General features: G+C 38.7%; 28 protein-coding genes. 17 read left to right on the forward strand and 11 right to left on the reverse strand.

Features of this window, described 5'->3' with window-relative positions; translation table 11 throughout:
• Positions 1 to 16 precede the first annotated feature (16 nt).
• Positions 17 to 604 carry a tRNA-uridine aminocarboxypropyltransferase gene (locus ABJD71_RS07220; protein ID WP_348166719.1) on the reverse strand — a complete coding sequence of 196 codons (588 nt, stop codon included), beginning with the start codon at positions 602 to 604 and terminating at the stop codon, positions 17 to 19.
• 214 nt (positions 605 to 818) lie between these two features.
• Here ABJD71_RS07220 and ABJD71_RS07225 point away from each other — a divergent pair, with 214 nt between their 5' ends.
• From ABJD71_RS07225 to ABJD71_RS07235, 3 genes are all read left to right on the forward strand, one after another.
• The gene (locus ABJD71_RS07225; RefSeq protein WP_348166722.1) at positions 819 to 2,786 is read left to right on the forward strand and encodes a hypothetical protein; all 1,968 of its coding nucleotides are present in this window, start codon (positions 819 to 821) and stop codon (positions 2,784 to 2,786) included.
• Positions 2,787 to 3,131 carry an MGMT family protein gene (locus tag ABJD71_RS07230; RefSeq protein WP_348166725.1) on the forward strand — a complete coding sequence of 115 codons (345 nt, stop codon included), beginning with the start codon at positions 2,787 to 2,789 and terminating at the stop codon, positions 3,129 to 3,131.
• A 90-nt stretch (positions 3,132 to 3,221) separates the two neighbouring features.
• Positions 3,222 to 4,394: an HD-GYP domain-containing protein gene (locus ABJD71_RS07235; RefSeq protein ID WP_348166728.1), complete on the forward strand. Its 1,173-nt coding sequence runs from the start codon at positions 3,222 to 3,224 to the stop codon at positions 4,392 to 4,394.
• On the opposite strand, the gene ABJD71_RS07240 is transcribed toward ABJD71_RS07235, so the two are convergent.
• A complete protein-coding gene (locus tag ABJD71_RS07240) occupies positions 4,395 to 4,586 on the reverse strand; it encodes a hypothetical protein (RefSeq protein WP_348166731.1) in 192 nt (63 codons plus the stop codon).
• Between the two features lie 410 nt (positions 4,587 to 4,996).
• On the opposite strand from ABJD71_RS07240, the gene ABJD71_RS07245 reads away from it, so the two are divergent.
• Complete coding sequence (locus ABJD71_RS07245) at positions 4,997 to 7,072, forward strand: prolyl oligopeptidase family serine peptidase (RefSeq protein ID WP_348166796.1); 2,076 nt, start codon at positions 4,997 to 4,999, stop codon at positions 7,070 to 7,072.
• 85 nt (positions 7,073 to 7,157) lie between these two features.
• On the opposite strand, the gene ABJD71_RS07250 is transcribed toward ABJD71_RS07245, so the two are convergent.
• Positions 7,158 to 8,021, reverse strand: coding sequence for a YicC/YloC family endoribonuclease (locus tag ABJD71_RS07250; protein ID WP_348166734.1), 864 nt, complete (start codon positions 8,019 to 8,021; stop codon positions 7,158 to 7,160).
• A gap of 179 nt (positions 8,022 to 8,200) precedes the next feature.
• On the opposite strand from ABJD71_RS07250, the gene rph reads away from it, so the two are divergent.
• From rph to tusA, 3 genes are read left to right on the forward strand one after another with little or no spacing between them, the layout of a single operon-like run.
• Positions 8,201 to 8,914 carry a ribonuclease PH gene (gene rph / locus ABJD71_RS07255; RefSeq protein WP_348144755.1) on the forward strand — a complete coding sequence of 238 codons (714 nt, stop codon included), beginning with the start codon at positions 8,201 to 8,203 and terminating at the stop codon, positions 8,912 to 8,914.
• Positions 8,915 to 8,922: 8 nt separating this feature from the next.
• Positions 8,923 to 9,564: an orotate phosphoribosyltransferase gene (gene pyrE / locus ABJD71_RS07260; RefSeq protein ID WP_348166737.1), complete on the forward strand. Its 642-nt coding sequence runs from the start codon at positions 8,923 to 8,925 to the stop codon at positions 9,562 to 9,564.
• A gap of 6 nt (positions 9,565 to 9,570) precedes the next feature.
• Positions 9,571 to 9,822, forward strand: a complete 252-nt coding sequence (tusA, locus tag ABJD71_RS07265; RefSeq protein ID WP_348166740.1) for a sulfurtransferase TusA — start codon at positions 9,571 to 9,573, stop codon at positions 9,820 to 9,822.
• Positions 9,823 to 9,859: 37 nt separating this feature from the next.
• On the opposite strand, the gene ABJD71_RS07270 is transcribed toward tusA, so the two are convergent.
• The 3 genes from ABJD71_RS07270 to ABJD71_RS07280 form a co-directional block, all read right to left on the reverse strand.
• Positions 9,860 to 10,615 carry a methyltransferase gene (locus tag ABJD71_RS07270; protein ID WP_348166743.1) on the reverse strand — a complete coding sequence of 252 codons (756 nt, stop codon included), beginning with the start codon at positions 10,613 to 10,615 and terminating at the stop codon, positions 9,860 to 9,862.
• Positions 10,616 to 11,163: 548 nt separating this feature from the next.
• Positions 11,164 to 11,709: a DUF1285 domain-containing protein gene (locus ABJD71_RS07275; RefSeq protein ID WP_348166746.1), complete on the reverse strand. Its 546-nt coding sequence runs from the start codon at positions 11,707 to 11,709 to the stop codon at positions 11,164 to 11,166.
• Between the two features lie 6 nt (positions 11,710 to 11,715).
• Positions 11,716 to 12,576 carry a DUF3014 domain-containing protein gene (locus ABJD71_RS07280; RefSeq protein ID WP_348166749.1) on the reverse strand — a complete coding sequence of 287 codons (861 nt, stop codon included), beginning with the start codon at positions 12,574 to 12,576 and terminating at the stop codon, positions 11,716 to 11,718.
• A gap of 299 nt (positions 12,577 to 12,875) precedes the next feature.
• On the opposite strand from ABJD71_RS07280, the gene ABJD71_RS07285 reads away from it, so the two are divergent.
• Together ABJD71_RS07285 and ABJD71_RS07290 are read left to right on the forward strand one after the other, a co-directional pair.
• Positions 12,876 to 13,469, forward strand: coding sequence for a hypothetical protein (locus ABJD71_RS07285; protein ID WP_348166752.1), 594 nt, complete (start codon positions 12,876 to 12,878; stop codon positions 13,467 to 13,469).
• An 89-nt stretch (positions 13,470 to 13,558) separates the two neighbouring features.
• On the forward strand, positions 13,559 to 13,870 hold the full coding sequence (locus tag ABJD71_RS07290; protein WP_348166755.1) for a DUF6482 family protein: 312 nt from the start codon (positions 13,559 to 13,561) through the stop codon (positions 13,868 to 13,870).
• A 4-nt stretch (positions 13,871 to 13,874) separates the two neighbouring features.
• Here ABJD71_RS07290 and ABJD71_RS07295 read toward each other — a convergent pair whose 3' ends face one another.
• The 3 genes from ABJD71_RS07295 to ABJD71_RS07305 all read right to left on the reverse strand — a co-directional run bounded on the left by ABJD71_RS07295 (position 13,875) and on the right by ABJD71_RS07305 (position 17,132).
• Positions 13,875 to 13,997: a hypothetical protein gene (locus tag ABJD71_RS07295; RefSeq protein ID WP_348166758.1), complete on the reverse strand. Its 123-nt coding sequence runs from the start codon at positions 13,995 to 13,997 to the stop codon at positions 13,875 to 13,877.
• Between the two features lie 166 nt (positions 13,998 to 14,163).
• Positions 14,164 to 14,667, reverse strand: a complete 504-nt coding sequence (locus tag ABJD71_RS07300; RefSeq protein WP_348166761.1) for a DUF6702 family protein — start codon at positions 14,665 to 14,667, stop codon at positions 14,164 to 14,166.
• A gap of 2 nt (positions 14,668 to 14,669) precedes the next feature.
• Positions 14,670 to 17,132 carry a M1 family metallopeptidase gene (locus tag ABJD71_RS07305; RefSeq protein ID WP_348166764.1) on the reverse strand — a complete coding sequence of 821 codons (2,463 nt, stop codon included), beginning with the start codon at positions 17,130 to 17,132 and terminating at the stop codon, positions 14,670 to 14,672.
• Between the two features lie 288 nt (positions 17,133 to 17,420).
• Between ABJD71_RS07305 and proB the strand changes: the two genes are divergently transcribed.
• From proB to ABJD71_RS07330, 5 genes are all read left to right on the forward strand, one after another.
• A complete protein-coding gene (gene proB, locus ABJD71_RS07310; protein WP_348166767.1) occupies positions 17,421 to 18,518 on the forward strand; it encodes a glutamate 5-kinase in 1,098 nt (365 codons plus the stop codon).
• A gap of 25 nt (positions 18,519 to 18,543) precedes the next feature.
• Positions 18,544 to 19,794, forward strand: a complete 1,251-nt coding sequence (locus ABJD71_RS07315) for a glutamate-5-semialdehyde dehydrogenase (protein ID WP_348166770.1) — start codon at positions 18,544 to 18,546, stop codon at positions 19,792 to 19,794.
• A gap of 52 nt (positions 19,795 to 19,846) precedes the next feature.
• Positions 19,847 to 20,275, forward strand: a complete 429-nt coding sequence (locus ABJD71_RS07320; RefSeq protein ID WP_348166773.1) for an HAD family hydrolase — start codon at positions 19,847 to 19,849, stop codon at positions 20,273 to 20,275.
• A gap of 251 nt (positions 20,276 to 20,526) precedes the next feature.
• Positions 20,527 to 21,237 (forward strand): metallophosphoesterase, encoded by a 711-nt coding sequence (locus tag ABJD71_RS07325; protein ID WP_348166776.1) that lies wholly within the window; start codon positions 20,527 to 20,529, stop codon positions 21,235 to 21,237.
• Between the two features lie 510 nt (positions 21,238 to 21,747).
• A complete protein-coding gene (locus ABJD71_RS07330) occupies positions 21,748 to 22,116 on the forward strand; it encodes a hypothetical protein (protein ID WP_348166779.1) in 369 nt (122 codons plus the stop codon).
• A gap of 10 nt (positions 22,117 to 22,126) precedes the next feature.
• Here the strand turns inward: ABJD71_RS07330 and ABJD71_RS07335 are convergent, their stop codons facing one another.
• Entirely contained in the window at positions 22,127 to 23,590 is a 1,464-nt protein-coding gene (locus ABJD71_RS07335; protein ID WP_348166782.1) for a M20 family peptidase, read from the reverse strand.
• A 74-nt stretch (positions 23,591 to 23,664) separates the two neighbouring features.
• On the opposite strand from ABJD71_RS07335, the gene ABJD71_RS07340 reads away from it, so the two are divergent.
• Entirely contained in the window at positions 23,665 to 24,555 is an 891-nt protein-coding gene (locus ABJD71_RS07340) for an EamA family transporter (protein ID WP_348166785.1), read from the forward strand.
• Positions 24,556 to 24,571: 16 nt separating this feature from the next.
• On the opposite strand, the gene ABJD71_RS07345 is transcribed toward ABJD71_RS07340, so the two are convergent.
• Positions 24,572 to 24,853, reverse strand: a complete 282-nt coding sequence (locus ABJD71_RS07345; protein ID WP_348166788.1) for a hypothetical protein — start codon at positions 24,851 to 24,853, stop codon at positions 24,572 to 24,574.
• Positions 24,854 to 25,101: 248 nt separating this feature from the next.
• Here ABJD71_RS07345 and ABJD71_RS07350 point away from each other — a divergent pair, with 248 nt between their 5' ends.
• Together ABJD71_RS07350 and ABJD71_RS07355 are read left to right on the forward strand one after the other, a co-directional pair.
• The gene (locus ABJD71_RS07350; RefSeq protein WP_348166790.1) at positions 25,102 to 25,602 is read left to right on the forward strand and encodes an RNA polymerase sigma factor; all 501 of its coding nucleotides are present in this window, start codon (positions 25,102 to 25,104) and stop codon (positions 25,600 to 25,602) included.
• Positions 25,592 to 26,164, forward strand: coding sequence for a hypothetical protein (locus tag ABJD71_RS07355; protein WP_348166793.1), 573 nt, complete (start codon positions 25,592 to 25,594; stop codon positions 26,162 to 26,164). The genes ABJD71_RS07350 and ABJD71_RS07355 overlap by 11 nt, the downstream gene beginning before the upstream one ends.
• Positions 26,165 to 26,357: the final 193 nt, after the last annotated feature.

Genomic DNA, 26,357 nt, shown 5'->3' on the forward strand with positions numbered 1-26,357 from the left:
AATGAACATGACCGTTTTATTTTCTAGAATTCTCCATGAAGCAAACCTGCTGCATTTTTGTGAACAACGTATAAAGATGATCGCAGTTAATTCCTTGAGTATATTCAAGTATATAGGCCACAGATTCTAAGGTTGAAAGGCTATTTTTTTGTGTGGTTTGTCTAATTTGATATTGGTTAATGGGGGGAGAAGAGAAGTGCCAACTCTGCAATGTATGCATCCAAGGGTTAAGCTTCCAAATTTTTAAAGCTTTCCGCCAAGATGCGTCTATAAATATAACAGTATGCTCTGGCGGGAAAAAGGCTTGTTTTTGCATGATATTGGTAAGAGATTCAAGTGGCTTACTTTGCTCATGGGGGTAACACACACTGAAATTGTCTGGGTTTTGCGAGACTACCTTAATAAATTCTGTCCAATCCTCTGGTGACTCTCCTATTAACACACGCAATCTGTTTAACGTTAAATTAAGTAACTTAACAGTATTTTTGGCATGCTTTGTTTCTTGAGGCTGTTGCAGTATGACTATGTTTATTGGGCTATCAAAAGGATAAACCCAAGTACACAAACACGTTTTTTGAGGATAGTCACATTTAACACAATGCATTCTTTTCTTTAAATTAGAAATGTTCATATTTGATTGGGTTTAGCTCCTACAACAGATATTCTGCTTGGTGTTTGTCTGTACACTTGTTAGATTTGTTAATTATATTAGTACTTACCTAACCAAATGAACTTTTTTAATATAAAAAGGATTTATATGTTTAGCTTAAACAATACCTACTTGATGATATTGCCTACCCGAATGTTGGATTTTTAACATGGCATTTAAAAATAAACTTGATTACATACCTAATCAGCCTTTTTCGGGCAATTCTCAACATATGTCCGACACAGAGCATAAGAAATTTCAAACCCGTAAATGGCAGGTTTTAATTGGTACTTTCTGCATGTTAATGGTTATCTCTAATCTTATTATTTGGAGTCAAGTGGCTATTTATCAAAGCCAAGCAATATTACATTTTTCTTATCCGTCACAAGCCGAACAAGTGTTTACAGAGTTGCCACAAAGACAAATAGCTATACATGCCCGCAGGCTAAAAAGTAGTCATGTTTTAACCGCAGTTTCTGAGTCGTTATCTCAAAAGCAGTATTTAAATATTAGTTTGCAAACCTTGGTTGATGACTTAGAAGTAGAACCAAGTTTAACCAGTCGTATTATAACGCTTAAGGCAAATGGGTCTGATCCAAAACATCTTAAACCCATGTTAGATATTTGGGTGGAGGTATACCTAACACTTATCGACTCTGAAAAAGAAGTGAACAATTCAGAAGAACAAAAAACTGCAAATGAACAACTTTTGTTGCTAGAACAAAAAATCAATGAGCAAAGGTCTCAAGTACAAAACTTTGCTCAGCGCAATAACATTACTTCTTTAGAGCGTGATGAAAACCGTGTGTTAAATCAAGTAAAAAACTTAAGTGCTAGCATTGACTTAGCAATTGCACAGCAAGCTGAAAAAAGTGCCCTTCTGTCTAGTGTTAACATGTCTATTGGTCATGGAGAAACCGTAATACGTCCAGCAGATGAACCTGCCATTGATGGAACCAGATCCAGATTACAAGAAATAACAGCAGGGCTAGATGCCTTGTCTCAGCAATATACGCAAGCCTATCTAGAACGAGACACTGTTATTGTGGCTCGTCAGCAAGAAGTAGTAAAGTTGCAAGCACTTCTCGATGAACAAATCAAACTTAGTCAAGAAGCATATATACAAGAAGCCCAAAGAGATATGCAAACAGCCAAAAATAAGGTTGTAGACCTACAAAAACAGCTAAATGAACAAAATGAATTAGCACAAATATTTAATCAGAATTTAGACGAATTTAAACAACTAAATACAGAGCTTAAAGCATTGCAAGAACAGGCTCAAACAATAAAAACACAACAAATAACACAACAGGTATCTAAACCTTTTGAGGCTAAAATTAGCTTATTAGCGTCTCCTTTTACACCTGACTTTGCTATATCCCCTAACTATTTGCTCAATAGTTTTATTAGTTTAATTGCGTCATTGTTTTTCGCCATATTAGCATTGTTTTTATATAGTTTTATCTTCAAACAACACGTATCACAAGGCTCCTCAAGTAATTTTGTTGTAGTACCGGGGCAAAATGTTAATCAAGATTTAGCTAATCTTAATAATCAACAGCCTATACAGCTTAACCAAGTAAACCCACAATCATTGTCACAGCTCGAAGTACCAGCAGTAAGGTTGTTGACCATTGATGAAAGCAAATCTTTGTTTGCAGTAGCAAACAAACAAGCAAAGGTGTTAATCGGTTTAACTATGAGTGGTGTTGAGCAACAAGAGTTAAAAGTCATTAGCGCTAGAGATTTTCAAAAAGACTATTCTCAGATGACTATAAAGGGAGTGGCATCAAGAGTTTTAGCCTTACCTTCATACCTAAGTGAAATTTTAAATAATTTATGTGTAACGAGTGGCAATGAGGATATATGGTCTAACCTTGACCCAGTTCAGGACTTTTCACCCCTTTTAGTTAATGCTGCTCATGATGCAAACTTATTACTTCCTGAGCAAATTGATATAAATATTTTACGCCATACGTATATTACCTATCTAGTTGTTCAAGGCATTAAACTAAATGATATAGAAAATGTCGCCGGGTTTATTGCTCCTTCTGAGTTAGCGAATTATCGTCATATTAATAACCAAAAAGAAGCAGTAGATATAGAAAACATTAACACTCAGTACCCTTTAGTTTAAATGCTGGTCTTATCACCCCAGCAAAAAATTTGGAAAACAGTACAGCTTATCCCTAAAGGAAAAGTGGCTACTTATGGACAAATAGCTGACTTAGCGGGTTTGCCAGGTAGGGCACGGTTAGTAGGTAAATCTTTAGGGAATGTGCCAAGTGAATTACACGTACCTTGGTACAGAGTTTTACGTTCAACTGGGCAAATTGCTTTTCCGGCAGGCACTGAACAATCAAGAACACAAACTGACTATTTACAACAAGAGGGTGTTGCAGTATTTAATAACAAAGTAAAACTTAAAAGTTTTCAATGGCAACCAGATTTGGGTGAGTTACTATGGAAATTAGAGTTTTAAATCAACTTAAAATAGCTATCTCGTTACAGCAATTAAACAAGATCGATATTTTTAGATATTAGTTTTGAAAACATTTTCAGAGATCAAGTAATGCTAAAAACCATAAATATCGATGCGGTCAAAGAAGGGATGTACATTGACTCTATTGTGAAACAGAAAAATGAACTTAAGATAGCTAGCAGAGGAAGGGTTACCTCAAAAGAGGCAATACAGAAATTAAAGAAGCAAGGCATTTTGGCCGTTGCTATTGATTTGAGTAAGCAGCTAAATACTGAAAAAGATGTAGAGCCAAAAATAACTGCAAACCCTAAGTCTGACGTACCTTTTGAATCTGAACTTGCAATGGCTATGAAGTTGCATGCTCAGGGTAAAAATATTCAAAAAACCATGTTAAACAACGTGGCTAAAAACCTTCCTGTAGATGTGGCTGTCCCACAAGAATTCGCTTCTAGTCTAGTCTCATCAATAGACAGAAACCCAAATGCATTAATGTGCATGACCAAAATACGAGAAAAAGACACATACCTTTTAGAGCATTCTTTGAATGTATCTATTTTGTTAGCAAATTTTGGAACGCATTTAGGGCTAACTGAAGAGCAAATACAAGAGCTTGCATTGTCTGGTTTTTTACATGATATTGGAAAAATTAAAATTCCTGATGCGATTTTGCATAAACCAGGACGCTTAACCGATTCAGAAATGGATATAATGCGTAAACATGTGGTTTATGGTACCAAAGTGTTAGATGAAATGGGATTGCCTGACTCTATAATAACAACCGTAAGTGAGCACCATGAGAGGTTAGATGGCTTGGGTTATCCACTAGGATTACATGGAGAAAAAATAACTAAATTTGGCCGCATGATTGCTATAGTGGATACCTATGACGCAATAACAGCAGACAGATGTTATAAAGCGGGTATGCCATCTAAAAAAGCTTTACAAATACTCCTAAAAGATAGCCCAAAAAAGTTTGATTTAGCCTTAGTTAAACAGTTTGTTCAATGTGTCGGTATTTATCCAGTTGGTAGTTTAGTGAAACTAGATAACGAAAAGGTCGCTATGGTGCTTAAACAACATCCTGAACATGCTATTAAACCTGTTGTTAAGGTATTTTACTCTGTCCGTGGTAGTCATTATTTAGAGCCCAAAGAGCTCAACTTAGCGGCAAGTAATAACACTGTTAAAATAGTAGAAGCTGTAATCGCCAGCGACTATAAATTGGATTTTAACCGCTATTTTAATGAATCAATTGCGCTGTAATTAACGAAAAATTTGTTCAGGAAGTAATTTTAAAATAACTCTAAGTTGATCTGTCGTTACAGCTGATGGGCAGACGCCCTTATTGACTAAATCTTCACGAATACATGCAGGATCGGTAGACGAAAAATCAGCACTGTTTTTTTGCACGTAACGGGTTAATTGTTGTTGCATTTTTCGTGTTAAACAAGACATCTGTACAACCTTATCAGTGAAATGTTATCGGCCTATAAAAATCCAAAGGCTATTATTTTGAATATAAATATTTTGTATATATAAATATAAAATATCCGCATAAATTAGTGATAATCAAAAAGTAAGCCAAGAAAGTTTTGTTTATATAATTCAATGTGTTACGTTTTAATTAGATGTTAATTAAATGTTACTTGTAAATAAAACTGACACTCTTTTTAACTCCGATATACTATTGGTTAAATTAAGCTAAATCCTGACACTTACAGCATTTATTAATAATAAAATGAAACGGGAACTACATGAAACGTAATATAGAAAAGGGCTTGCTAAAAACAACTTGGAATAGCGTGTTGATAACTGCATCAACTACCCTATTGCTTGCTTGTCAGCCAAAAACAGAGGACGTAAAAATGCCAGAAGTCGGGTCTCAAGCTTCATCAGTGTTAACTTATCCAGTAACCCGCAAAGGATATGTAGTTGATACCTATTTTGGTGAGCAAGTTGCCGATCCCTATCGCTGGCTTGAAGATGACAGAAGCTCTGAAACCGAGGCTTGGGTAAAAGCTCAAAATAAAACGACACAAGGGTATTTAGAGCAAGTACCTTACAAAGATAAAATTGCTAGCGTTGTTAAAAATCTACTGAACTACGAAAGAATTTCTGCTCCATTTACTGAGGGTGATTACACCTATTTTTATAAGAACGATGGGCTACAGAATCAAAGTGTGGTGTATCGCCAAAAAGGTGAAGGTGAGCCACAAGTATTTATCGATCCAAACAAACTGAGTGATGACGGCACAATATCATTAGCGGGTCTGTCATTTTCGAATGACGGATCTTTAGCTGCGTACTTAACTTCAACTGGTGGTAGTGATTGGCGTGAGCTTTATGTAATTGACACCAATACTATGGAAAAGGTCGATACGAAACTGGTAGACCTTAAATTTACAGGTGTCTCTTGGTATAAAAATGAAGGTTTTTATTACTCTAGCTATGATAAACCTGAAGGGTCTGAGTTAAGTGAAAAAACCGACCAGCATAAAGTGTATTATCACAAAATGGGTACCGCCCAAAAAGATGATATGGCTATTTTTGGTCATACCGAAGATCAAAAACATCGTTATGTTGGCGCCGAAGTGTCAGACGATAATCAATATTTAATTATCTCTGCAGCGAACTCAACGTCGGGTAATCGCGCTTATATAAAAGACTTAAACGATGTGAACGCAACATGGATAACGGTGAAGGAATCCATAGAGTCAGATGTTTATCTGTTAACTAATAAAGGTGAAGATCTGTATTTGGTAACAAACTACCAAGCACCTAATAGTAAAATTGTAAAAGTTAAAGCCAGCGCTCCCAATGTAGAAAATTGGCAAGATGTGGTGTCAGAAACCGAAAATGTTTTATCACCTAGCACAGCTGGTGGCTATATTTTTGCTGAATACATGGTAGATGCAATTTCTAAGGTGTTTCAATACACTCTTGAGGGTGAGCAAGTGCGTGAGATTGCCTTGCCAGACATTGGTACAGCAGGCAGCTTTGCTGGCAAACAAAAAGCCACCATAACTTATTTCACCTTTAGTAATTACACTACGCCTACCACTATCTATTCATACGATATTACAACTGGAAAAACGGCATTATTCAACAAGCCAGCATCGGCATTTGATGGCAGCCAATATGTATCTAAACAAGTATTTTATACATCTAAAGACGGCACCAAAGTGCCTATGATTATCACCCAACATAAAGATGCAAAGCTTGACGGTAGCAGCCCAACTATTTTATACGGTTATGGAGGCTTTAATATTAGCCTTACTCCTCAGTTTAGTTCTACTGTGGCAGCTTGGTTAGAGTTAGGAGGTAGCTATGCAGTAGCTAATATTCGTGGTGGTGGTGAATATGGTAAAGCATGGCATAGGGCGGGTACTCAATTACAAAAGCAGAACGTGTTCGACGATTTTATTGCGGCGGCCGAGTATTTAAAAGATAACAAATATACTAGTAGCGAACATCTTGCTCTGCGTGGAGGCTCGAATGGCGGCCTATTGGTGGGAGCTGTGGCCAATCAACGCCCTGATTTAGCTGCGGTAGCATTACCTGCAGTTGGTGTTATGGATATGCTGCGCTACCATACTTTTACCGCTGGTGCTGGCTGGGCCTATGACTACGGTACAGCAGAACAAAGTAAAGAAATGTTCGAGTACCTAAAAGCTTACTCTCCGGTTCATACCATAACATCAGGCATTGAATATCCAGCGACTTTGGTCACCACAGCCGACCATGATGACCGCGTAGTACCTGCTCACTCATTCAAGTACGCTGCTATGCTGCAAGCTCATCAAACAGGCTCTAACCCTACGCTAATACGCATAGAAACAGACGCGGGTCACGGAGCTGGCACGCCCATCAGTAAAACCATTGAACAATATGCAGATATCTACGGATTCACCTTATATAACATGGGCGTAAAAGCTTTATAAATTAAGGGTTGAGTTCGCTTAGCGTAAAAAGCCATCACAATTGTGATGGCTTTTTTATGGGTGGTGAATTGTGCGGTTAAAATAATTACTCTATATTCGCTATTTGCTCACGCATTTGCTCGATTAACACTTTAAGTTCCACCGCTGATTGGGTGATATCGGTATTGATGGACTTTGAACCCAAAGTATTCGACTCCCGATTAAATTCTTGCATCATAAAGTCTAAACGGCGGCCTACTGCCCCACCCTTTTTGAGGATTTTGTGAGTTTCGCTAATGTGGGATATTAGGCGGTCGAGCTCTTCGGCAACATCTACCTTTTGCGCTAGCATCACCATTTCTTGCTCGACACGGGTTGATTCTAACTCTATTTTTGCTTCTTCAAAGCGGCTGAGTATTTTTTCACGTTGCCATTTTATGACTTCAGGCATATGGGCTGTGACTTTTTCTACTTCTACCTTGATGCCGTCTAAGCGCTGTTCGATCATGGCTTTAAGGTTTACCCCTTCAGTTGCACGAGCTGCAATAAAGTCGGTTAAGGTAAGGTCAAATTCTTTCAATATATCACCTTGAATACTGTCCATGTCGGCTTCTTCTGCTGACATCACGCCAGGCCATTTTAGAACATCTACTGGGTTCACTCCGACTGACTCGCCCTGCGCTTGCACCCAATTAGCCGCTTGCATGACTTGTTTGGCTAGGTCTTCGTTTAAATTTAATTTACCTACTGCTGCGTCGTTAGCGAAAAAACGCAACGCACATTCGACCTTACCCCTTTGCAATTGTTTACGAAAACGCTCACGTAATAAGGGTTCCATGCCTTTGAATTGCTCAGGAAGACGAAAATAAGTTTCAAGAAACCTCTGGTTAACAGAGCGTATTTCCCATACGGCTGACCCCCAATCGGCTTTGAGTTCGCGGCGGGCAAAAGCAGTCATACTGTAAATCATTGAAATCTTCCTAAGTTTTAATTCGGGGGCATTATACCTCTGTTACTCTTTGGTGCGAGAGTCCATACCTAGTATTCACTAAATAATTGGTTATGAATGCTTTAAAACTCAAGATAATTTGTACGTATGCCTCTATAATTGCGGCCATTATTTTGTCTGTGAGTATTTAGGAGAGCACCATGCGTCCAAGTGGAAGAACTGCCAATCAAATTCGCCCTGTTACTATTACCCGTAATTTTACCTGTCATGCCGAGGGCTCAGTGTTAATTGAGTTTGGTAACACCAAAGTATTGTGTAACGCCACTGTCACTGAAGGTGTACCGCGCTTCATGAAAGGCAAAGGCAAAGGATGGGTAAACGCCGAATATAGCATGTTACCAAGAGCCACACATACTCGCTCAGACAGAGAAGCGGCTAGAGGTAAACAAGGTGGTCGTACTCTTGAAATTCAGCGTTTAATTGCTCGCTCATTACGTGCAGCGGTTGATTTAAAGCTGCTAGGCGAAAATACCATAGTAGTAGATTGTGATGTTATTCAAGCAGATGGCGGTACGCGTACTGCCTCTATCACAGGAGCATGTGTCGCCCTAGCAGATGCATTAAGCTGGATGCGTACCAAGGGTATTTTAAAAACTAACCCTATTAAACACATGATTGCCGCTTTATCAGTAGGTGTTTACAAAGGGGTAGCGATTGCTGATTTAGAATACCTTGAAGACTCAGATGCAGAAACAGACATGAATGTTGTCATGACCGACACGGGTAAATTCATAGAAGTACAAGGCACCGCAGAGGGCGAACCTTTCGATGCAGATGAATTAAATGAAATGCTATCACTTGCGAAAGACGGTATTCGCGAGTTATTTGACGCTCAGAAATTAGCTTTAAACTAGGACTGACCATGCAAGATTATCAACGTAATTTTATTGAGTTTGCTTTAGCTCGTAATGTTTTAAAGTTTGGTCAGTTTACCCTTAAATCAGGCCGCACTAGCCCTTACTTTTTTAATGCAGGTTTGTTTAATACTGGCGGTGATTTAGCCAAGCTTGGGCAATTTTACGCAAAAGCGTTACAAAACGCTGCCATCGAATATGATGTGCTGTTTGGGCCCGCCTATAAAGGCATCCCTATTGCCACCACCACAGCGGTAGCCCTTGCGGATAAACATGGGGTAGATAAACCTTATTGTTTTAACCGTAAAGAAGCTAAAACCCATGGCGAAGGCGGTAATCTAGTAGGTAGCCCATTAGCCGGTAAAATAATGTTAGTTGATGATGTTATTACTGCAGGTACTGCAATTCGTGAATCAATGTTGCTAATTGAAGCGAACAAAGCAGACCTTGCTGGTGTATTGATAGCACTAGACAGACAAGAAAAAGGCCAAGGTGAATTATCAGCTATTCAAGAAGTCGAACGTGACTTTAATACTCAAGTTGTCAGTATTGTTAGCTTGGCTGATTTGGTTGAATACTTGGCAGATAAACCAGAAATGGCCGAGCATTTAGCAAATATCAAGCAGTACTGCTTAGACTACGGAATATAGTCAACTGTGAGTGACCCTAGCTCTTTTAAGTCTGCGGATTTCCAATTGGATGCAATCGGCCTGCGTTGCCCAGAGCCCGTGATGATGGTGCGCCTTAAAATTCGTGAAATGCAAATAGGTGATACCCTAGCGGTAGTGGCTGATGACCATTCTACCACTCGGGATATCCCCAGCTTTTGCCGTTTTATGGAACATGAGCTGCTGGATCAATTAATCGAACACTCTCCGTACCGTTACCTCATAAAAAAAGGCCGCTAAATAGCGGCCTTTTTTTAAAATTATACTCTAAGAATATTTACTTAGGCTTACGGAACTTAAGGGTCCAGCGGTCAGTGTTACCTGTCACTGTTTTAACCCCTACTTCGTAACGTAACTCGTCGTCAATACGGTAGTGTAAATCACTGTAGTCAACGAACTCAAACCCAGCTTCTTGTATTTCTTTAATGGCTAAAACAGGGTCTACTCTGCGGCCGTTCTGTGAATTATCCGCTTCCATGTGACGTCTTGTGTGGTCAACTACAGCATATATGCCACCTGGCTTAAGTGCATCAAAGGAAAGTTTATTCATATGGCGACGACCGTCTTCACCAAAGTTATGGTAGTTACGGAAAGTAAGTACCATATCTAGGTTTTTGACCTCTAAAGAGTCACCTGATAAAGAAAATTCACGCTCGCCTTCTTTACGATAAAAATTAGCATCTTTGGCTACAATTTTTGCATTTTTAAAGCCTGGCTCATCAAGCAATTTTTCAACGCGGCCTGTCCCTATAGCTGCGTAGTATTGACCTTTCTTATTAACAACTGGGGCTAGAATTTTGGTATACCAGCCACCACCAGGAATAAGCTCGATGACTTTCATATCGTCACGTAAACCAAAAAATTCTAGTGTTTTTAGTGCTTTACGGTTTTTATCTCGAACGGTATCGGCTTCGGTTCTAATATCTGAGGCTAAGGCTTTTTTAATTTTCTCTGCTGTAGCATCAAAATTATTAGCCGCTAACGTGTTAGCGCTAACAAGTAGCGTTGCTAATAAAACTAAACTGGTTTTCATTATTTGTCTCCACTGCTGTTCTCTGGGTTAACTTACATACATTTTGTATTAGTTGTGAGTGAATGTAAGGTTTAAGTACTTAAAAGACCAGTAAATATTAAAAAGACTTTCAAGTAAAATAATTGCTGATGATTAGTCGATGAAATGACAATAAGGTTCCTTTTTAGACTGCCTTTAACATATGCTAATTAGTAATAAACTTAGTGCACAGGTGCTTGGCATTTTACTTGTCTTTCAAAACAAAACTCACTATTTTTACTAGTGAACCATCGGGAAGACGATAACCTATTGGAGCAGTTAAATCTGCTACTTTACCTATTTCTATTCTTCTTAATTTGTAACAATTCAACAGCATTTTTAATAGCCTTGTATGAGCCTATTAAAACAGGTATGTAGAAGTTTCCTAATTTTTATAGGTAGAACTGCCACTGTTAATCAATAATCTTTAGTTGTATCTCTAACAGGTGATTCGGACTACTTGTTAGCCCGCACCAACAGGCTTTACTTTTTTTAGCAACAAATAAATGTACCTGTACGAATAAATGCCTCTACATTACCCCTAAACTAAAGCGGTAGTTACCGCTATTTAGCGTTAAGTGAGCCTGACCTTTGATATTTTGCTCTAGGCCTAATTCGGCTAGTTGATAAAATACATTTTGGTGGATACGGGCCCACAAATTTCGGCGAACTTTGGCATAGGGTAAGGTGGCACCTGTTAATTTATCGTTCAACAGTTCTATTGGGTTTTCAGCGCTAACTTTTAAAATATCGCCTATATTAGAAGTTAGTACTAACTCATCTTTTTCGTGTTGCCATTGAGTAATAATAAAGGGGGCATCTACAACTTGAATTCCAACTTTTTCTGCAGGTGTCACCAGGAAGTATTCGTCGCTTTCACGCTTTAATACACTAGCAAAAAGTTTAACCAATGCTTTACGCCCTATAGGCGTACCCATATAAAGCCAGCTACCATCATGCTTTATTTGCATGTCTATGTTGCCACAAAAATCAGGGTTCCATTTTTCCAACGGCGGCATAGCATTTTGTTGAGAGTCTATCTGCGCTTGAAAAGAGCCTAAATCAAAGTTTTCCATGAGTAATTAGGTACCCTGTAAGACGCTTTGAATTTCTCTTAATTTTGCTTTGATGCGGCGCATATTTTCTGGGCCCGTACGTAATAGTTGTTTTTGAGGCGCTGATAAAGATTCAATTCTTTCATCTGCATATTTAAACATTACGCTGTCAGTATAAACCTCTACTGGCACTGGTACTTCTGGGGTGTCTAGCAGTATATCTATAGCATCAGACAATTTGTCATCAAAGCTGTCGTTTGGATTGCCAATTTCTGCAAATATATCATTAATCGCAGGTTTGTATTCATCATATAATGCTATTAGAGGTGCTGCTTCTAAAGATTCAAATACATCAACATAAGAGGTGTAGCGTTTGTAACTTGCAGGATCTATCCAACTTTTACCAGCTTGATTGTAGGTACGGAAAGGCTTTTCAGGCTGTGAAAGTAATCTGTTGTTGGCGGAAATATCTTCATCAGCCAGAGTTGTTGTCATAACCACAAACCGCTCTAATAATGCATCATTAATGAGTAAACGAGAAAAAGCATCGTAATCAGATAGCGTAAGTAGCTTGGTTTTTATGGTTCCGTCACTCACATCTAATGGTTTAGGAGCTGGTGCTATTTTGGGCTCAGCCTCAGCCTCTGTTTCTAGTTTTGGCTCAACAAATTCGTTCATGGCAGGAGGAGCTTGAAATTCAGGGGAGGTATCTACATCCGGTTTCTCTGTAGGTGTTCTTTCAATAGGTTCTGCACTGGTCTCTGCCTCCAACCTAGGTACATAAGGAGTAGGCTCGGATGGCCATAGTAATACAATCAAAATGATTAAAACTACAATTGCGCCAATAGTAAAATGGGGCACTAATGACTTGTTAGATTGCTCGTTCATAATGTTCTCTTCTTAGCAAAACCCTTTAGATATTAGCCTACTTAAAATTCATCTCAATTGATATGTGTAGTTAGTAAATTAACAAGTACCAATGAGATAAGCCTTAAAAAACGAAAGCTCTTAATAAATAGACTCGGTTTTAGAGCATTTTACTCTCTAAAGTTTCAAATAAGTTCTTTTATCAAGAAAAAAGATATTGTTAGTAGTGAGTTATGTTCATTTAAATTTTATTGTAAGGTATTGAATAGTATGTAAAATTAAATCTAAATTACATGCATTAATCAGAGTACTAGCCCATAATGTTATTCAAATTTACTGTTATTATTGTCACTAGCTTTATCTCAACCCTAGCCTTTTCAGCCTCGGCACCACTCGTTTCAATCCCTACTCAGGATAGGTTTTTCTCTAATATCACCGAGCATTGTGGTAAAGCATTTGAAGGTAAAGTCACAGTTGATAACCAACCCAGCGCAGCCTTTGATGCTAAGTTGGTTATGTTTGTCCGTTATTGTGATGACGTTGAGTTACAAATACCTTTTTATGTTGGCGACAATGCGTCACGTACTTGGATCATCAAGAAAACAGGCAGTGGATTGAGCCTTAAGCATGATCACAGACATAAAGACGGCAGTTATGATCCCGTCACTATGTATGGTGGCCACACCTTAGATGCGGGCTTTGAGCAGATTCAATCTTTCCCCGCAGATCAGTATTCAAAAGAGTTATTTGCCAAGCAAGGTTTACCTCAGTCGATTACCAATGTGTGGCAAATGTACATTTACCCAAATACTTTTTCATATCGATTAGTCCGTGCAGGGCGCGAGTTTAGAGTCGACTTTGATTTAACTAACCCTATTCCACCCCCTAAAGCACCATGGGGATATACTGATTAGATAAACGCCCTATATCCTTTCGGGTAGTTGAACCAAATGAGTAAACATGCCGTAGTATTTAATAATTGAAACGAACAAGCTTAAATCTAATGGCCCTTTCAAAATTTAATTTAAAAACAATTGAGTCTGACCATACTGTTGTAGACAAACTTACCGTACATTCATATGAGATGAGTATTTACTTGGTTGAATTAGAAGTAAATGGTATTACAGGCTTGGTATACGATGGTGACAAACCCATGCGCTTTTTAAGCAGCCAAGATGTGAGAAATGCATTTTCCAATTGCAGAGTACTGACGGCACAGATGTCACATGAATCACCTTATGACGAAATGATAGGCAACCCTCAGTCTGCACAAAAAGCTAGCGTACTACCGTTTTCTATGGAGCAGCCCTACTAACCTTTCAAAGGTTTTCACTGACGTTATGAATAAACAAATACGCATAGTAACTGCATAAAGACACGACCACGCCTATCCCCAAAATTGAGCCCCAAGCCACTGGGTCATTTAAAATTAAGTTCCACATTATTGATCTCCTCAAACAAAACCCTTAAGTTCTGGACGGAGTTTAAGCCGTGGATAATGCTGATTTTTGATCTAGATCAAGATTTGAGAACAATTAGAAAAATATACAGCAGACCATAAAAAAGCCTCTGTAAAGATTACAAAGGCATTTTCAGAAACAGATTTAATTAGTGTTGTTTAAGAGATACTTCTAGCAACTCAACTGAATCTGCAAAGGTTAAGGTTTGCAACTTACCTTTGCCTTCAACATTAATGGTATTGACTTGTTCTGGCCATAAGTCACGCAATGCGTCATGGCGTATTGTGAGGTTTTCTAACTTGGTTGGCTGTGTCGTTTCTTGATACACCCAAAAGAAATTACCCTCTAACTCATGACCCACCACCTTTAACTCTATTGGTTGCTGTTGGCTATCAAACAAGCTAAAGCGCTCATTTACATAATTGCTAAATTGTTTCTGAGTGCTTTCTGAATCAATCATATCAGCATCTTTACCAAAAATTTCTTTAGCAGCATGTTCTGCATCATGCACTCTAAAACGATGCATAATCTCAATATTATTAGTACGAGGATTGAACAACACCGTGCTTATCGATGTTTTTTGCTGATGAGCACATAGCGAAAACGCTGTGAATAACAGCGTTCCCACTAATAGTTTTACAAACTTACTCATACTTAGTTTGAGTCTTCGTCTTCAGCAGCGTCTTTATCATAAGATTTTGCCTCAGTTTTGATATCTTGCATGATATCTCGAGACACCTTACTGGTACTTTTCTTACGTTTATAAGCTTCGATACGAGAAGGTATAATTTGACGAGGATAGTGATTGTTATTAACGTCAACATCAGCAGTTTCCCAACGAGGATCAACTGTCACACTCACTAGCTCTTTGTCTTTATCAGTAACAATTAACTTACTCACCGCTTTTGGCGTTCTACGCCATATTTCAGCTGGAATATATTGGTTTTCAGTTGTGCCATCTGCAAATTCAAGATCCAATATGATTGGCATAACTAATCCACCATTATTTGAAAAATCCAATACATAGTAGTTTTTGTCTTCAGCAACGGCACGTTCTAACGTTGCCTTCTCCCAAGGCTTAAGTTTACTTAAAAACTTTTGGTACTTGTTACGTTCTTTATTGGTAACCGTAAAGCGGTCATTTTCGTCATAAAAGTCAGTAATGTCAGGGAAACGTTCAACCCACAACTTTTTGCCTTCTGCTTTGTTGCGTTCGTCAGTTAGTGACAAAGGTTTATCAAGCTCTTCTTGACGTAGACGGTTAAAGTCAATATCAGGATCGTGTGTGTCTAAACGTAGCTTATATACATTATCAATAGAAATATCGACATGGTCTGTGCTGTAGAACCAACCACGCCAGAACCAGTCTAAATCAACACCCGAAGCTTCTTCCATAGTACGGAAAAAGTCAGAAGGAGTAGGGCGTTTGTATTTCCAGCGCTGTGCATATTCTTTAAAAGCAAAATCAAATAATTCACGGCCTAGAATAGTCTCACGAAGAATATTCAACGCGGCTGCAGGTTTAGTGTAAGCATTAGGGCCTAAACGTAATACGCTGTCTGATTGAGTCATAATAGGCACTTGTGTAGAAGACTTCATGTAACCTACAATGTCACGAGGCTCTACACCCCAAGGAATAGTTGGATCCCACTCACGCCCTGCTACACCGTCTAAAAAGCTATTAAGCCCTTCATCCATCCACGTCCATTGGCGTTCATCAGAGTTAACAATCATCGGAAAATAAATATGACCAATTTCATGAATAACTACACCAATTAAAAAGCGTTTTTCAGCTTGAGAATAGGTACGACTTCCGTCTTTTTGTAATTCAGTACGAGGGCCATTAAAAGTGATCATTGGATATTCCATACCGCCTACAGGTCCGTTAACAGACTGAGCAACCGGGTATGGGTAATCAAAAGAAAAACGTGAGTATACTTCTAAAGTTTGGATTATGGCTTCAGTTGAATACTTCTCCCATAAGTCCCCACCCTCTTTAGGGTAAAAAGACATCGCCATTACTAGAGGCTGGTCATCACCATCTTGTTGGTGACCACGGGCATCCCACATGAATTTACGAGAAGATGCCCAAGCAAAATCACGAACATTCTTAGCGCTAAACTTCCAAGTTTTTAGCTTATCTGTGCCTTCTTTTTCGTTTTCTAGTGCTTCTTCTGCAGTGACAACAAACACAATACGGTCTGCATCTTCAGCTTGCTCTAAACGTTTACGTTGAGTTGACGTTAGAACGCTCTTAGGGTTTTGCAATGCACCGGTTGAACTGACGATATGATCCGCCGGTACAGTAAGCTCTACGTCATAGTTACCAAACTCTAAGGTAAACTCACCACGACCAATAAACTCTTTATTGGTCCAAGCTTCATAGTCTGTATAAGAATGTAAACGTGGAAACCATTGGGCAAGTAAGAATATGTCATTACCGCCTTCACGCTCGTCATCTGGAAAATGTTCATAACCAGAACGGGCAGAAACTGCATCTTCTTCAACTATGTTAAAAGCATAATCTAGATTGAAAGTGATTTTTTTACCTGGCTTTAAGTAGCTAGGTAAATCAATACGCATATTGGTGCCCACAATCGTATATTTGAGCTTTTCACCATTTTTATCAGTCACTGACTGAATGTCGTATCCTAAAACGGTATCCTCGGTAAATTGCTGGCGACGTAACGCATCTAAACTAAGCTGAGCAGCTTTACCTGATGATGCAGATGCTGTCGCAGGGCCACGGTTACCAATACCACCGAATGTTGTCGTCATGGCAGACATCGAATCATTTCGGAATTTATTTTGGTCTAACTGCATCCACAAGTACTTTAACGTATCTGGTGAATTGTTATGATAAGTGATGGTTTGACTAGCTTCTATACGGCGTTTTTGTTCGTCTAGTTTAGCTTTAATTTTGTAATCAACCTGCTGCTGCCAATATTTATGTCCGGGTTCGCCGGCGGCGTTACGGTAAACGTTAGGTGTAGGTAATGACTCGTCTAACTGGCGAAATTTATCTTCAAAATCACCTTTAGTTTGATTAATTGCAGCATTTGCTGAAGCAATAGCTGACAACGATAGCACGGCTACCGTAAAAAATTTTTTAAACATTGAATTCCCTGATAATAGTGTTTTTAATATAAAAAATTGTAGATTTCTAAGTGAATCTTTTATTAACAACAGACGTGATAATATCACAGCCTTAGTTTTTAATATGTTTCGAATTAAGCAACCTTAATAACCTTTTGTTTGCCACATTTATTATAACTGTTTTATTTTGCATAAAAAAGTTGCACAAATAAAGTACAAAACTTTTCTAAGACCATAGCTTATAACTACAACGGCTTGTTTATTAGACTATTTATCGTACCCTAGATAGATAATTAGTTGGAGAATAGTGTGGCACAAGTAGATTGGAAAAGAGCTGTAATTAAGGTGGGTAGTAGCTTAATTGCGCCTACTAACAACCAATGCAGTTCAAAATATTTGTCACCAATCGCAAAATTCATCAGTGATAGTCGTAAAAAGGGTAAAGAAGTGATTTTAGTTTCTTCGGGGAGTGTGGCCGCTGGAAAAGGTAAAATTGCTCATAAACACCGTCCATCAATCGCTGAGAAACAAGCCATGGCTGCTATTGGGCAGACACAAATGATGGCGAATTGGGCAAAGTTATTTGATTTTGATTGTGCTCAAATATTGTTGACCTCTGATGATCTGCATGACCGTACTCGATATGTAAATATTAAGAATACCCTGCGCGAATTATTAAAAAATAACGCACTGCCCATAGTCAACGAAAATGACACTGTGGCTATTAACGAATTAAAAGTGGGTGACAATGATAACCTTGCCGCCTATACCGCTTTAGTCGCTGAAGCAGATACCCTCATTGTTTGTTCAGACATAGATGGCTTGTACGATGCAGACCCTCGCAAAAATCCTGACGCTAAGTTAATGCCAATTGTAAATCACATCGATAAAAGTATTTACGATTTGGCCGGAGGAGCAGGCAGTGATGTGGGCACAGGTGGAATGCAAACTAAAATACAAGCGGCTGACAAGTGTATTAATTCGGGTATCCAGACGTTAATCGTAAACGGTCAAAATCCAACGTCTTTTTTAATGTTAGCTAAAGGCGAAAATCCAGGTACAGTGTTTTTACCAAATAAGAGTTTAGATAGTGCTCGTAATAGCTGGTTAAGGCATACATTGAGAGCTAAAGGACGGCTCGAGGTTGATCAAGGAGCCAAAAAGGCATTACTAGATCATGGGGCATCATTGTTGCCTTCGGGGGTTATCAATGTGTCTGGTAAGTTTGAACCAGGTGATGCAGTTAATATTTACTTTGGAAAGAAAGTCATCGCTAAGGGCTTAGCTATGTATAACGCTTTAGATATGGCCAATATTCAAGGGGTCAACAGTAGCAAAATTGAGAGTATTTTGGGTTATTCTTTCGGAGAAGCCATTGTGCACCGAGATGACCTAGTATTGTTATAAATTAAAATTGATTAAGGATTCATTTATGAGTTTTTCCGTTGCCGCCGCCGCTAAAGAAGCTAAAAAGGCTGCCCGTCAAGTAGCAAACTTAAATGCTCAGCAAAAAGATCAGCTATTAACTGATATCGCGGAGTCTTTAATATCAAATACTGAAAGTATTTTAATTGCCAATGCTAAAGATTTAGCTTCAGGTAAAGAAAAAGGTTTAGATGCCGCTATGCTAGACCGTCTCGCGCTTGACCCTTTGCGTATTCAAGGTATCGCTGATGCGGTCATTGAAATTGCTGGGCAGTCGGACCCAGTTGGCTCAATTTCAAAAGTTGAACGTATGCCAAGTGGCATTCAAGTAGGAAAAATGCGGATTCCTCTTGGCGTAATAGCGATGATTTATGAATCTCGACCAAATGTAACAATTGATGCAGCTGCATTATGTTTAAAGGCAGGTAATGCTGTAGTGTTACGTGGTGGTAAAGAAGCCGTTCACTCAAACTTAGCCCTAGCTGAATGCATTAAGTTTGCATTAGCTAAACAGCAGCTTGACCCCTCAGCAGTTGTTGTGGTGCCTGATACTGACCGGGCTGTAATGAATGAACTAATGACCCTTAATGAGTCTATTGATTTAATTATTCCTCGAGGAGGCGAAGGGCTTATACGCTTTGTTTCTGAAAATAGTCGCATACCTGTGATTCAACATTACAAAGGTGTATGCCACATTTATGTGGATTGCGCTGCTGACGAAGTCAAAGCAATCAATTTACTTAAAAACGGTAAAACGCAACGCACAGGCGTATGTAATTCATTAGAAACAATGTTAGTGCATCAAGACATTGCTGAAACATTTTTACCTAAAGCGGCGGCACTTTTGGCTGAGCACAATACTATTGTACATGCATGTAAAAACAGTATTGGTTACTTTGAAGGGGCACAATTAGCCACTGAAGATGATTGGCATGCCGAATACTTAGCCATGGAAATTGCCGTTAAAGTGGTTAGTGACTTTGATCAAGCAATAGAACATATCGAAGATTATGGCTCGGGCCATACTGAAGTGATTGCTAGTCAAGATTATTCTAAAACCCAAGCGTTTATTCGCAGAGTGAATTCTGCTGTGGTGATGGCTAACGCATCATCTCGCTTCTCAGATGGTGGTCAATTAGGATTAGGTGCAGAAATTGGTATTTCAACCAGTAAACTACACGCTTACGGGCCTATGGGAGCTGAATCTCTCACTACAGAAAAGTTCATTGTTATGGGCGACGGTGAAGTGCGAAGTTAAATAACTATATATGACTCATCATCACTATTTATTTGATTGGGGGGACACGCTTATGGTGGACCTCCCTAATCAAGTCGGCCCTATGTGTGATTGGCCACAAATCAAAGTAGTGGATGGGGCGTTAGATTGTCTTAAACATCTTTCACTACAAGCCCGATGTCATTTGGCTACCAACGCAGAAGAGTCAACTGAAGTTCAAATTCGTAATGCATTACAGCGTGCAGGATTAAGTGATTACATCAGCCAGGTATTTTGCCGCGAAAACCTTGGTGTAGGTAAAACCGATAGTAGTTATTATCCTAAAATCATCAGTAGGTTAGGTGTAAAAGCAAGCCAAGTAACAATGGTAGGCGATTCTCTAGAAAGGGATGTACTAGCACCTATGAGCGCAGGATTGCAAGGGATATGGTTTAACCCTAGTTGCCAAGAATGCGGTCAAGATATAAAGAGTGTTGAGCAATTAACATGTTTTATCTCATGATTTACGGTTAATTTATTTTGCTTTTATGTTGTGTTCACAATTGATTATTAATTTGAAATTATAAGTATGAGTGATTAGGTTAGTTCTCGCGATTTTTTATATCTAGTGTAGTTAACCCAAGGTAGCAATATGTGTAGTTGGAAGGTAATGTGATGGAATTTTTTACTTCTAATGTTGCTTTTTGAACATACATTGTTTTATTTTAATTAACCTCAACTTTTCTATATTACTCCCAAACTATTGAGCTAAATGTGAACTATCAATTTTTTACCCAAAACATTCAAGGCAGAGATTTTATTTGTGGTGATATTCACGGCTATTTTAATATTATCGATAAGCTGCTAATTGAGCATGAGTTTAACCCATCAGTCGACCGTTTGTTTAGTCTTGGTGACCTAATCGATAGAGGTAGGGGGTCCATAAATGTACTCACGTGGCTATCTCAACCTTGGTTTCATGCCATTCAGGGCAATCACGAGCGAATGTTGATTAATGTAGTCGAAAGCCAATCGAAAGATGTGTGGAAGCAGTGGCAAAGCTGGGGTGGTCTATGGGCCCGAGGGTTAGATTACAAATCACTGCAAGTCTATTATGATGCTATGGTCAAGATGCCTGCAGCGATAGAGATAGAAATATCTGAAGGGTGTAATTTGGGGTTAGTACACGCAGAACTCCCAGATAAATGTGACTGGCATCAAGTGAAAACTATGCTGTTAGAGGCCCCTCAAAATATTGAAGATAATCGTGCTATAAGTGACTTGTTTTGGACTAGGGCGCAGCTGTTTTACGATGATGTTAGAAAGCAAAAAGTGCAGCCTGTAAAAAATATATTTCATGTATTCCATGGACATACTCCAGTGAAAAAGTATCAAACCATTAGTAATCGCACCTTCTTAGACTTAGGTAGCTACAAAACAGGTGAAATTGGATTTATAGAGATTGGTAACTTTTTTAATGGGTAATCTTCGATATTACCAACAGTTTCTTGGATAGACTTAAGCTTAATATGAAGACAGCTAAGCTGTCATTTCGTTTCATTCTTTAAGTACAATTTGCAATAGTTAGTCTGCTCCCAAGGATGCTGGCTGCTGAAGCACTAAATGGAATTTATAAGAAACAACAGTTGTGCCAAAAAATTAGTATTGCAGGAGCGTATAAAGAGTTGAGCTACATCTGTAAGCGAATCAACGCTTAATGCTGCACCCGATAAGTTACCCGCTTCATATACCTCACCACCTAGAAATAAGGCAAGCAAGGGCTATTTCCAGATTGATTGGCTAGCCAGTTTGAAGTGATTAACTGTGCCTGCTGGCTCATACTTTCTTATTAGACAGTGAGCTAAATATACAACCTAACAATAATATTTTTTGGGTCGAGCGAGCATCTTGGTATGATGAAGGCGCAAACACAAACGAATGTACTAGCTTTTTAAGCTAGCTCATATATTACTTCATAAATCGAGAACAATAATAATGAAAAAACTGTCTGTTTCCCATGGCCTAGATTACTTGTTGGCGCTATGTGCTTTCATTGGATTTTTAGCAGTATTGCAGACTTTTATTATAGGCAAGCATTACATAATCCCGACTATCCTATTACTTCCTACTGTGTTGTTGGGTAACTTTGCTTGGTATGGTTTAAAACAAGTTAAATGGGCTCAGTATGTAAATTTTTGGGTTGGGTTTATTGCAACTAGTCATTTATTTTTTGCGGTGTTTTGGGCAAAAACGCCACGAGATATTCTCGGTAGCGCCTTTGAGCCAGTGTTTATAGCTTTGACTTTAGGCATGCTACTTTTAACTATATTTTATGCCCGCGGTAATCAGCTTTTTAGCCGCTAGTTTCTGCTATTTAATTAGCAATAGCTGATTGCTCTAATAATGCATAATAAAACTGTATGGCATTTAGGTAGTTTTGCACACTGATTTGTTCGTTTAACCCATGAAACTGGCTTAAGGTATCTTGATTTAGCGATACCATCATAAAACGATAAATATTGTCTGATAAACCTTGAAAGTGTCTAGAGTCAGTTGCCCCAACTATAAGATAAGGGGTAACTAAAATACTGTCGTCTATACGCCTTATGGTGGATTCAATCAGTTTAAACCCTAGGTGCTCTGTGGGGGACACTGATGATGCTTCGTTCGCTAATGAAGTGCTCAGTTCCACTCTTGGATCATCAATAACCTCTTCTAGATGAGCTCGAATACTCTCAATAGTATCACCAGGTAATATTCTAAAATTGACTGTTGCTTTGGCTACAGTTGGTAAAACGTTTGATTTAGTGCTGCCTTGCAACATAGTGACTGCAGTGGTGGTGCGGGCACTTGCAGCTGAGGTAGGGTTGCTTAAAATAGCGCTTTTGACCAATGGTTCTAGTAACCACAAATTGCTTAAAGGTAAACGTTGCGATAAGGGCATAGAATACCCAATGTTTTCAAACATCAAGCCTAAAAAGTCTAAGTTCTCTTCAAAGGGATTGTTCTCTACTTTTACAATAGCGGCTGCAAGTATACCTGCGGCAGTATGTGCTGGTGGCTGAGAAGAATGGCCCCCTTTGCTTCTTACTGTTAGATCAAAATTTACAAAGCCTTTTTCAGCAACACCAATGACGGCTATTGGATCACTGGTTCCTGCGACTATCCCTTCGGTGACTAATCCGCCTTCATCTAAAATGTACTCGAATTCAATACTTTGTGCCGCAAAGTATTTAGCAATGGCTTGAGCACCATCTCCTCCTGCTTCTTCATCATGTCCAAAGGAAAAGTAGATATCTCGCTGAGGGGTAATACCTTTAGCCAAAAATATCTCTAATGACTCCATTAAGGCAAGCACTGTAACCTTGTCGTCAATCGCTCCTCGTCCCCATATAGTGCCATCAACAATATTGCCGCTAAAAGGTGGCTGTAACCATTCAAATGCAGTATTTGGATCGACCGGTACTACATCCATATGGCCCATGAATAATACCGGCTTAAGCTTATTGTTTTGGCCTTTTAAGTGATAAACCAAGCTGTAGTCGTTAAACTTTTGTAGTGTTGTTTGTTGGTGCACCAAAGGAAACGAGTCCGCTAAATGTTGGTGAAATGCTAGGAAAGCTTTAGGGTCTAATTTTGTAGCGTCGTCGTAGGATATGGTCTTAATTTTTATGGCATCTGCAAATCTATGTAGTGCAGCTGATTCATCAATTTGAATGGGGTGTAACGCTTCAGTTACCTGATATTGATTGTTTTCAAACACAGTATTGGCACGGTAAAACACCACAGCAACAACAGCTATGATGGTGACGGTTAAAAACAATAATATTTTTTTCATTTGAAGTGTCCTTAAATCAAATTATCTGGTTACACTAGCATGCAGTATACCCCTTCACTTTGAGAAATAAATTTTTGTCTAATCCAGTGCTATTTTCTGTTGTTGTGTTGATTTGGGGCTCGACTTGGCTAGCAATCACATTTCAATTTGGAGAAGTTGACTCCAGTTTATCAGTCGCTATTCGATTCTTTTTTGCCGCCCTTATTTTACTCGCGTATTGTAAATTCAAAAAGTTGTCTTTGGCTTTACCTAGGCACATCCATATCAAAATGGCTGGAGTTGGTCTGTGTTTATATACCTTAGACTACAGTCTGCTTTATCAAAGTCAGCAATATATTATTAGTGCCATCGTTGCCTTGATGAGCTCAGGCATGGTGTATATAAATGTGGTGTTACGTCGAGTGTTACTTAAAAAGCCAATCCGCCCAGAAGTAATTGTGGGCGCGACATTTGGCTTGATTGGCATCGGTTTGATATTTTTACCTGAGTTTTCTAAGGTAAGCGCCAACGAATATATAGTGTTAGGCATTAGCTTTGCCTTGGCTTCGTTCTTTTTTGCCTCTTTAGGTAATGTGATTTCAGAGCGAATTTTGGACCACGGCACTCCTGTTATCCAAATGAACTTTTGGGCAATGAGTTATGGTGTGTTGTTTTTAACGGTTAGTGCTTTGGCTGGTGGCGCAGAAATTGTGATCCCTAGCAATCCAAATTATTACTATTCACTCGCTTATTTAACCGTTTTTGGCTCAGTCTTAGCTTTTGGTGCTTATATGCAGTTGGTGAAACAAATGGGCTCAGACAAAGCCGCTTATGTGGTGTTAGTGTATCCAATAGTAGCCTTAATTTTGTCGACCATTTTTGAAGGGTATACTTGGCACACAGAGGCGTTTGTAGGGGTGACAATAGTGTTATTAGGCAACGCCATTGCCATGGGGAAAATAGCCGTGCCTTTTTTTAAAAAATAGCGTTATAAAAAATGGATCAAAGCTGATTTAGCTTTTTATTTAACTCATAAGCAGGTTCGGTGACTATTTTTTCTAATACTTGTACTCGCTCTTTTAGTTCTAAAATTAGAGCGTCTTTTTCATCTGAGCTTTGCTGGGTATCTACTTTTTGTGATTGAGTAGTTTGTATAAACGGGTTACTACAATGGCCATTTAACCAATCGGCTAGATGCCAACCTTTTTTGTAGTCTAACCAACAGATAGCAAGTGATGCTAAGGCTAAGCTTGAAAGTAAAATAGTAATTTTTAGTGGGTCCATAAGTTGCTCCTAATTGTTTGATTTAGACAATCTGCGATTGATAGTTTTCTGTATCCATTTTATATGCGTATGAAGTACTAACAGGTACATGTTTCTTTCCCTTTTTATTGCAATTACTCCCATAGTCTTGGGTAATGAATATTTATTACACAATTATTTAAAATAAAATTATTTGTAATATTTTTAAATGCCTAAAGACTATGTAATTGTGCGCGCAGTAATGAACAGTAATTATGGACCTTAGTTAATTGAGTACAGATTTCAAACAGATACTAAAAGAGCATGCTCCCTTATTGGGGCGTGTGGCGGCTACCTATGAGGCTAACTTTCATATGCGCCAAGAGTTACTGCAAGAAATCACCCTGGCGGTTTGGCAAGCCTTGGCTAAGTTTAAAGGTGATAGCAGTATTAAAACTTATATTTTGCGGGTAGCTCACAACAAGGCCATCACCCATGTGGCGTACCACGCCAAGCAGCCTCGAAACGATTCATATTGTGAAGTAGAAACCCCTGAGCCTAGCAAAGCTAAAACCACAGATGAGCAACTAGACCAACAAAGACAAATTCAACAGATGTTAATTCATATTCGAAACATGCCTATTCAAACTCGGCAGGTGGTGACTATGTCGATGGAAGGGTTAAGCTATGACGAAATTGCAGATGCTTGCGGTATTAGCGCCTCAAATGCAGGTGTTGTGCTCAACAGAGCAAGAAAAACATTAATGGAGAGCATTCAAGATGCCCAATAATCAAGACCCATTAAGCCTATTATGGCACCAACAAGAAGTGCAGAAACCAGATTATCAAGCGTTGCAAATATCTTGGAATAAAATGCGAGTAAAGCAAAGGTTTTATGTTTTGTTTGATGTGCTCAGTGTTTTGGTGGCATTCTTTATTATTTGGTTTAACAAAGAAAAACTCGATGATTTTACCATGGGGTTGATGGCTATTGTTTTGTTGATTGCTATCTCAACAGTTATTTACTTAACTTGGTTACGACGCTTTTCTCTGGGTTGGTCTAATCAAAATACAGCTATGTACATGCAGCAGCTTAAAAAGCAGCTTGAGAATAATATAAAAATTGCCAATTTGAGCATGCACTCTGGATGGGCGATCATAGTATTATTGGTAACTTTTTATGGTGGACTTTATATTTATGAGGTTTTTACACCAGATCAGTTATTAAAAAAAATATACCCAACTTTAACCATCCATTTTTTATTGTTGCCAAGTATTTGGTTTTGGGCAAAAAGACGTAAACAACGCTTCGTGAAAGAACTTTCAGAATTAAATAAAATCTTAGAGTTATAATTTTTATAACAAAGCATGTTGGGTTGAATTTCAGACATAAAAAAAGCAAACAGGGGTTAACTGTTTGCTTTTTTAGAGTTTGTTTATTTGAGCTTATTTAGATACTTTTTCAGAGATGTAGTTGATAACGCTAGTAGCGCCACGCTCTTGGAAGAACTCAACTAAGCCTTTACCGGCACATTTTACGCCTTCA

The organism is Paraglaciecola sp., from assembly GCF_039943935.1.
GTDB lineage: Bacteria > Pseudomonadota > Gammaproteobacteria > Enterobacterales > Alteromonadaceae > Paraglaciecola.

What these genes read in the sequence shown, in the direction of transcription:
- ABJD71_RS07295 (WP_348166758.1), bottom strand. Translation starts at nt 13,997, where the DNA reads ATGTGGAACTTAATTTTAAATGACCCAGTGGCTTGGGGCTCAATTTTG.
- ABJD71_RS07235 (WP_348166728.1), top strand. Translation starts at nt 3,222, where the DNA reads ATGCTAAAAACCATAAATATCGATGCGGTCAAAGAAGGGATGTACATT.
- ABJD71_RS07240 (WP_348166731.1), bottom strand. Translation starts at nt 4,586, where the DNA reads ATGTCTTGTTTAACACGAAAAATGCAACAACAATTAACCCGTTACGTG.
- ABJD71_RS07280 (WP_348166749.1), bottom strand. Translation starts at nt 12,576, where the DNA reads ATGAACGAGCAATCTAACAAGTCATTAGTGCCCCATTTTACTATTGGC.
- ABJD71_RS07245 (WP_348166796.1), top strand. Translation starts at nt 4,997, where the DNA reads ATGCCAGAAGTCGGGTCTCAAGCTTCATCAGTGTTAACTTATCCAGTA.
- ABJD71_RS07305 (WP_348166764.1), bottom strand. Translation starts at nt 17,132, where the DNA reads ATGTTTAAAAAATTTTTTACGGTAGCCGTGCTATCGTTGTCAGCTATT.
- ABJD71_RS07250 (WP_348166734.1), bottom strand. Translation starts at nt 8,021, where the DNA reads ATGATTTACAGTATGACTGCTTTTGCCCGCCGCGAACTCAAAGCCGAT.
- ABJD71_RS07345 (WP_348166788.1), bottom strand. Translation starts at nt 24,853, where the DNA reads ATGGACCCACTAAAAATTACTATTTTACTTTCAAGCTTAGCCTTAGCA.
- ABJD71_RS07270 (WP_348166743.1), bottom strand. Translation starts at nt 10,615, where the DNA reads ATGAAAACCAGTTTAGTTTTATTAGCAACGCTACTTGTTAGCGCTAAC.
- ABJD71_RS07355 (WP_348166793.1), top strand. Translation starts at nt 25,592, where the DNA reads ATGCCCAATAATCAAGACCCATTAAGCCTATTATGGCACCAACAAGAA.
- ABJD71_RS07285 (WP_348166752.1), top strand. Translation starts at nt 12,876, where the DNA reads ATGTTATTCAAATTTACTGTTATTATTGTCACTAGCTTTATCTCAACC.
- ABJD71_RS07275 (WP_348166746.1), bottom strand. Translation starts at nt 11,709, where the DNA reads ATGGAAAACTTTGATTTAGGCTCTTTTCAAGCGCAGATAGACTCTCAA.
- ABJD71_RS07220 (WP_348166719.1), bottom strand. Translation starts at nt 604, where the DNA reads ATGCATTGTGTTAAATGTGACTATCCTCAAAAAACGTGTTTGTGTACT.
- ABJD71_RS07315 (WP_348166770.1), top strand. Translation starts at nt 18,544, where the DNA reads ATGAGTTTTTCCGTTGCCGCCGCCGCTAAAGAAGCTAAAAAGGCTGCC.
- pyrE (WP_348166737.1), top strand. Translation starts at nt 8,923, where the DNA reads ATGCAAGATTATCAACGTAATTTTATTGAGTTTGCTTTAGCTCGTAAT.
- ABJD71_RS07330 (WP_348166779.1), top strand. Translation starts at nt 21,748, where the DNA reads ATGAAAAAACTGTCTGTTTCCCATGGCCTAGATTACTTGTTGGCGCTA.
- ABJD71_RS07320 (WP_348166773.1), top strand. Translation starts at nt 19,847, where the DNA reads ATGGTGGACCTCCCTAATCAAGTCGGCCCTATGTGTGATTGGCCACAA.
- ABJD71_RS07290 (WP_348166755.1), top strand. Translation starts at nt 13,559, where the DNA reads ATGGCCCTTTCAAAATTTAATTTAAAAACAATTGAGTCTGACCATACT.
- ABJD71_RS07230 (WP_348166725.1), top strand. Translation starts at nt 2,787, where the DNA reads ATGCTGGTCTTATCACCCCAGCAAAAAATTTGGAAAACAGTACAGCTT.
- ABJD71_RS07300 (WP_348166761.1), bottom strand. Translation starts at nt 14,667, where the DNA reads ATGAGTAAGTTTGTAAAACTATTAGTGGGAACGCTGTTATTCACAGCG.
- rph (WP_348144755.1), top strand. Translation starts at nt 8,201, where the DNA reads ATGCGTCCAAGTGGAAGAACTGCCAATCAAATTCGCCCTGTTACTATT.
- ABJD71_RS07335 (WP_348166782.1), bottom strand. Translation starts at nt 23,590, where the DNA reads ATGAAAAAAATATTATTGTTTTTAACCGTCACCATCATAGCTGTTGTT.
- ABJD71_RS07225 (WP_348166722.1), top strand. Translation starts at nt 819, where the DNA reads ATGGCATTTAAAAATAAACTTGATTACATACCTAATCAGCCTTTTTCG.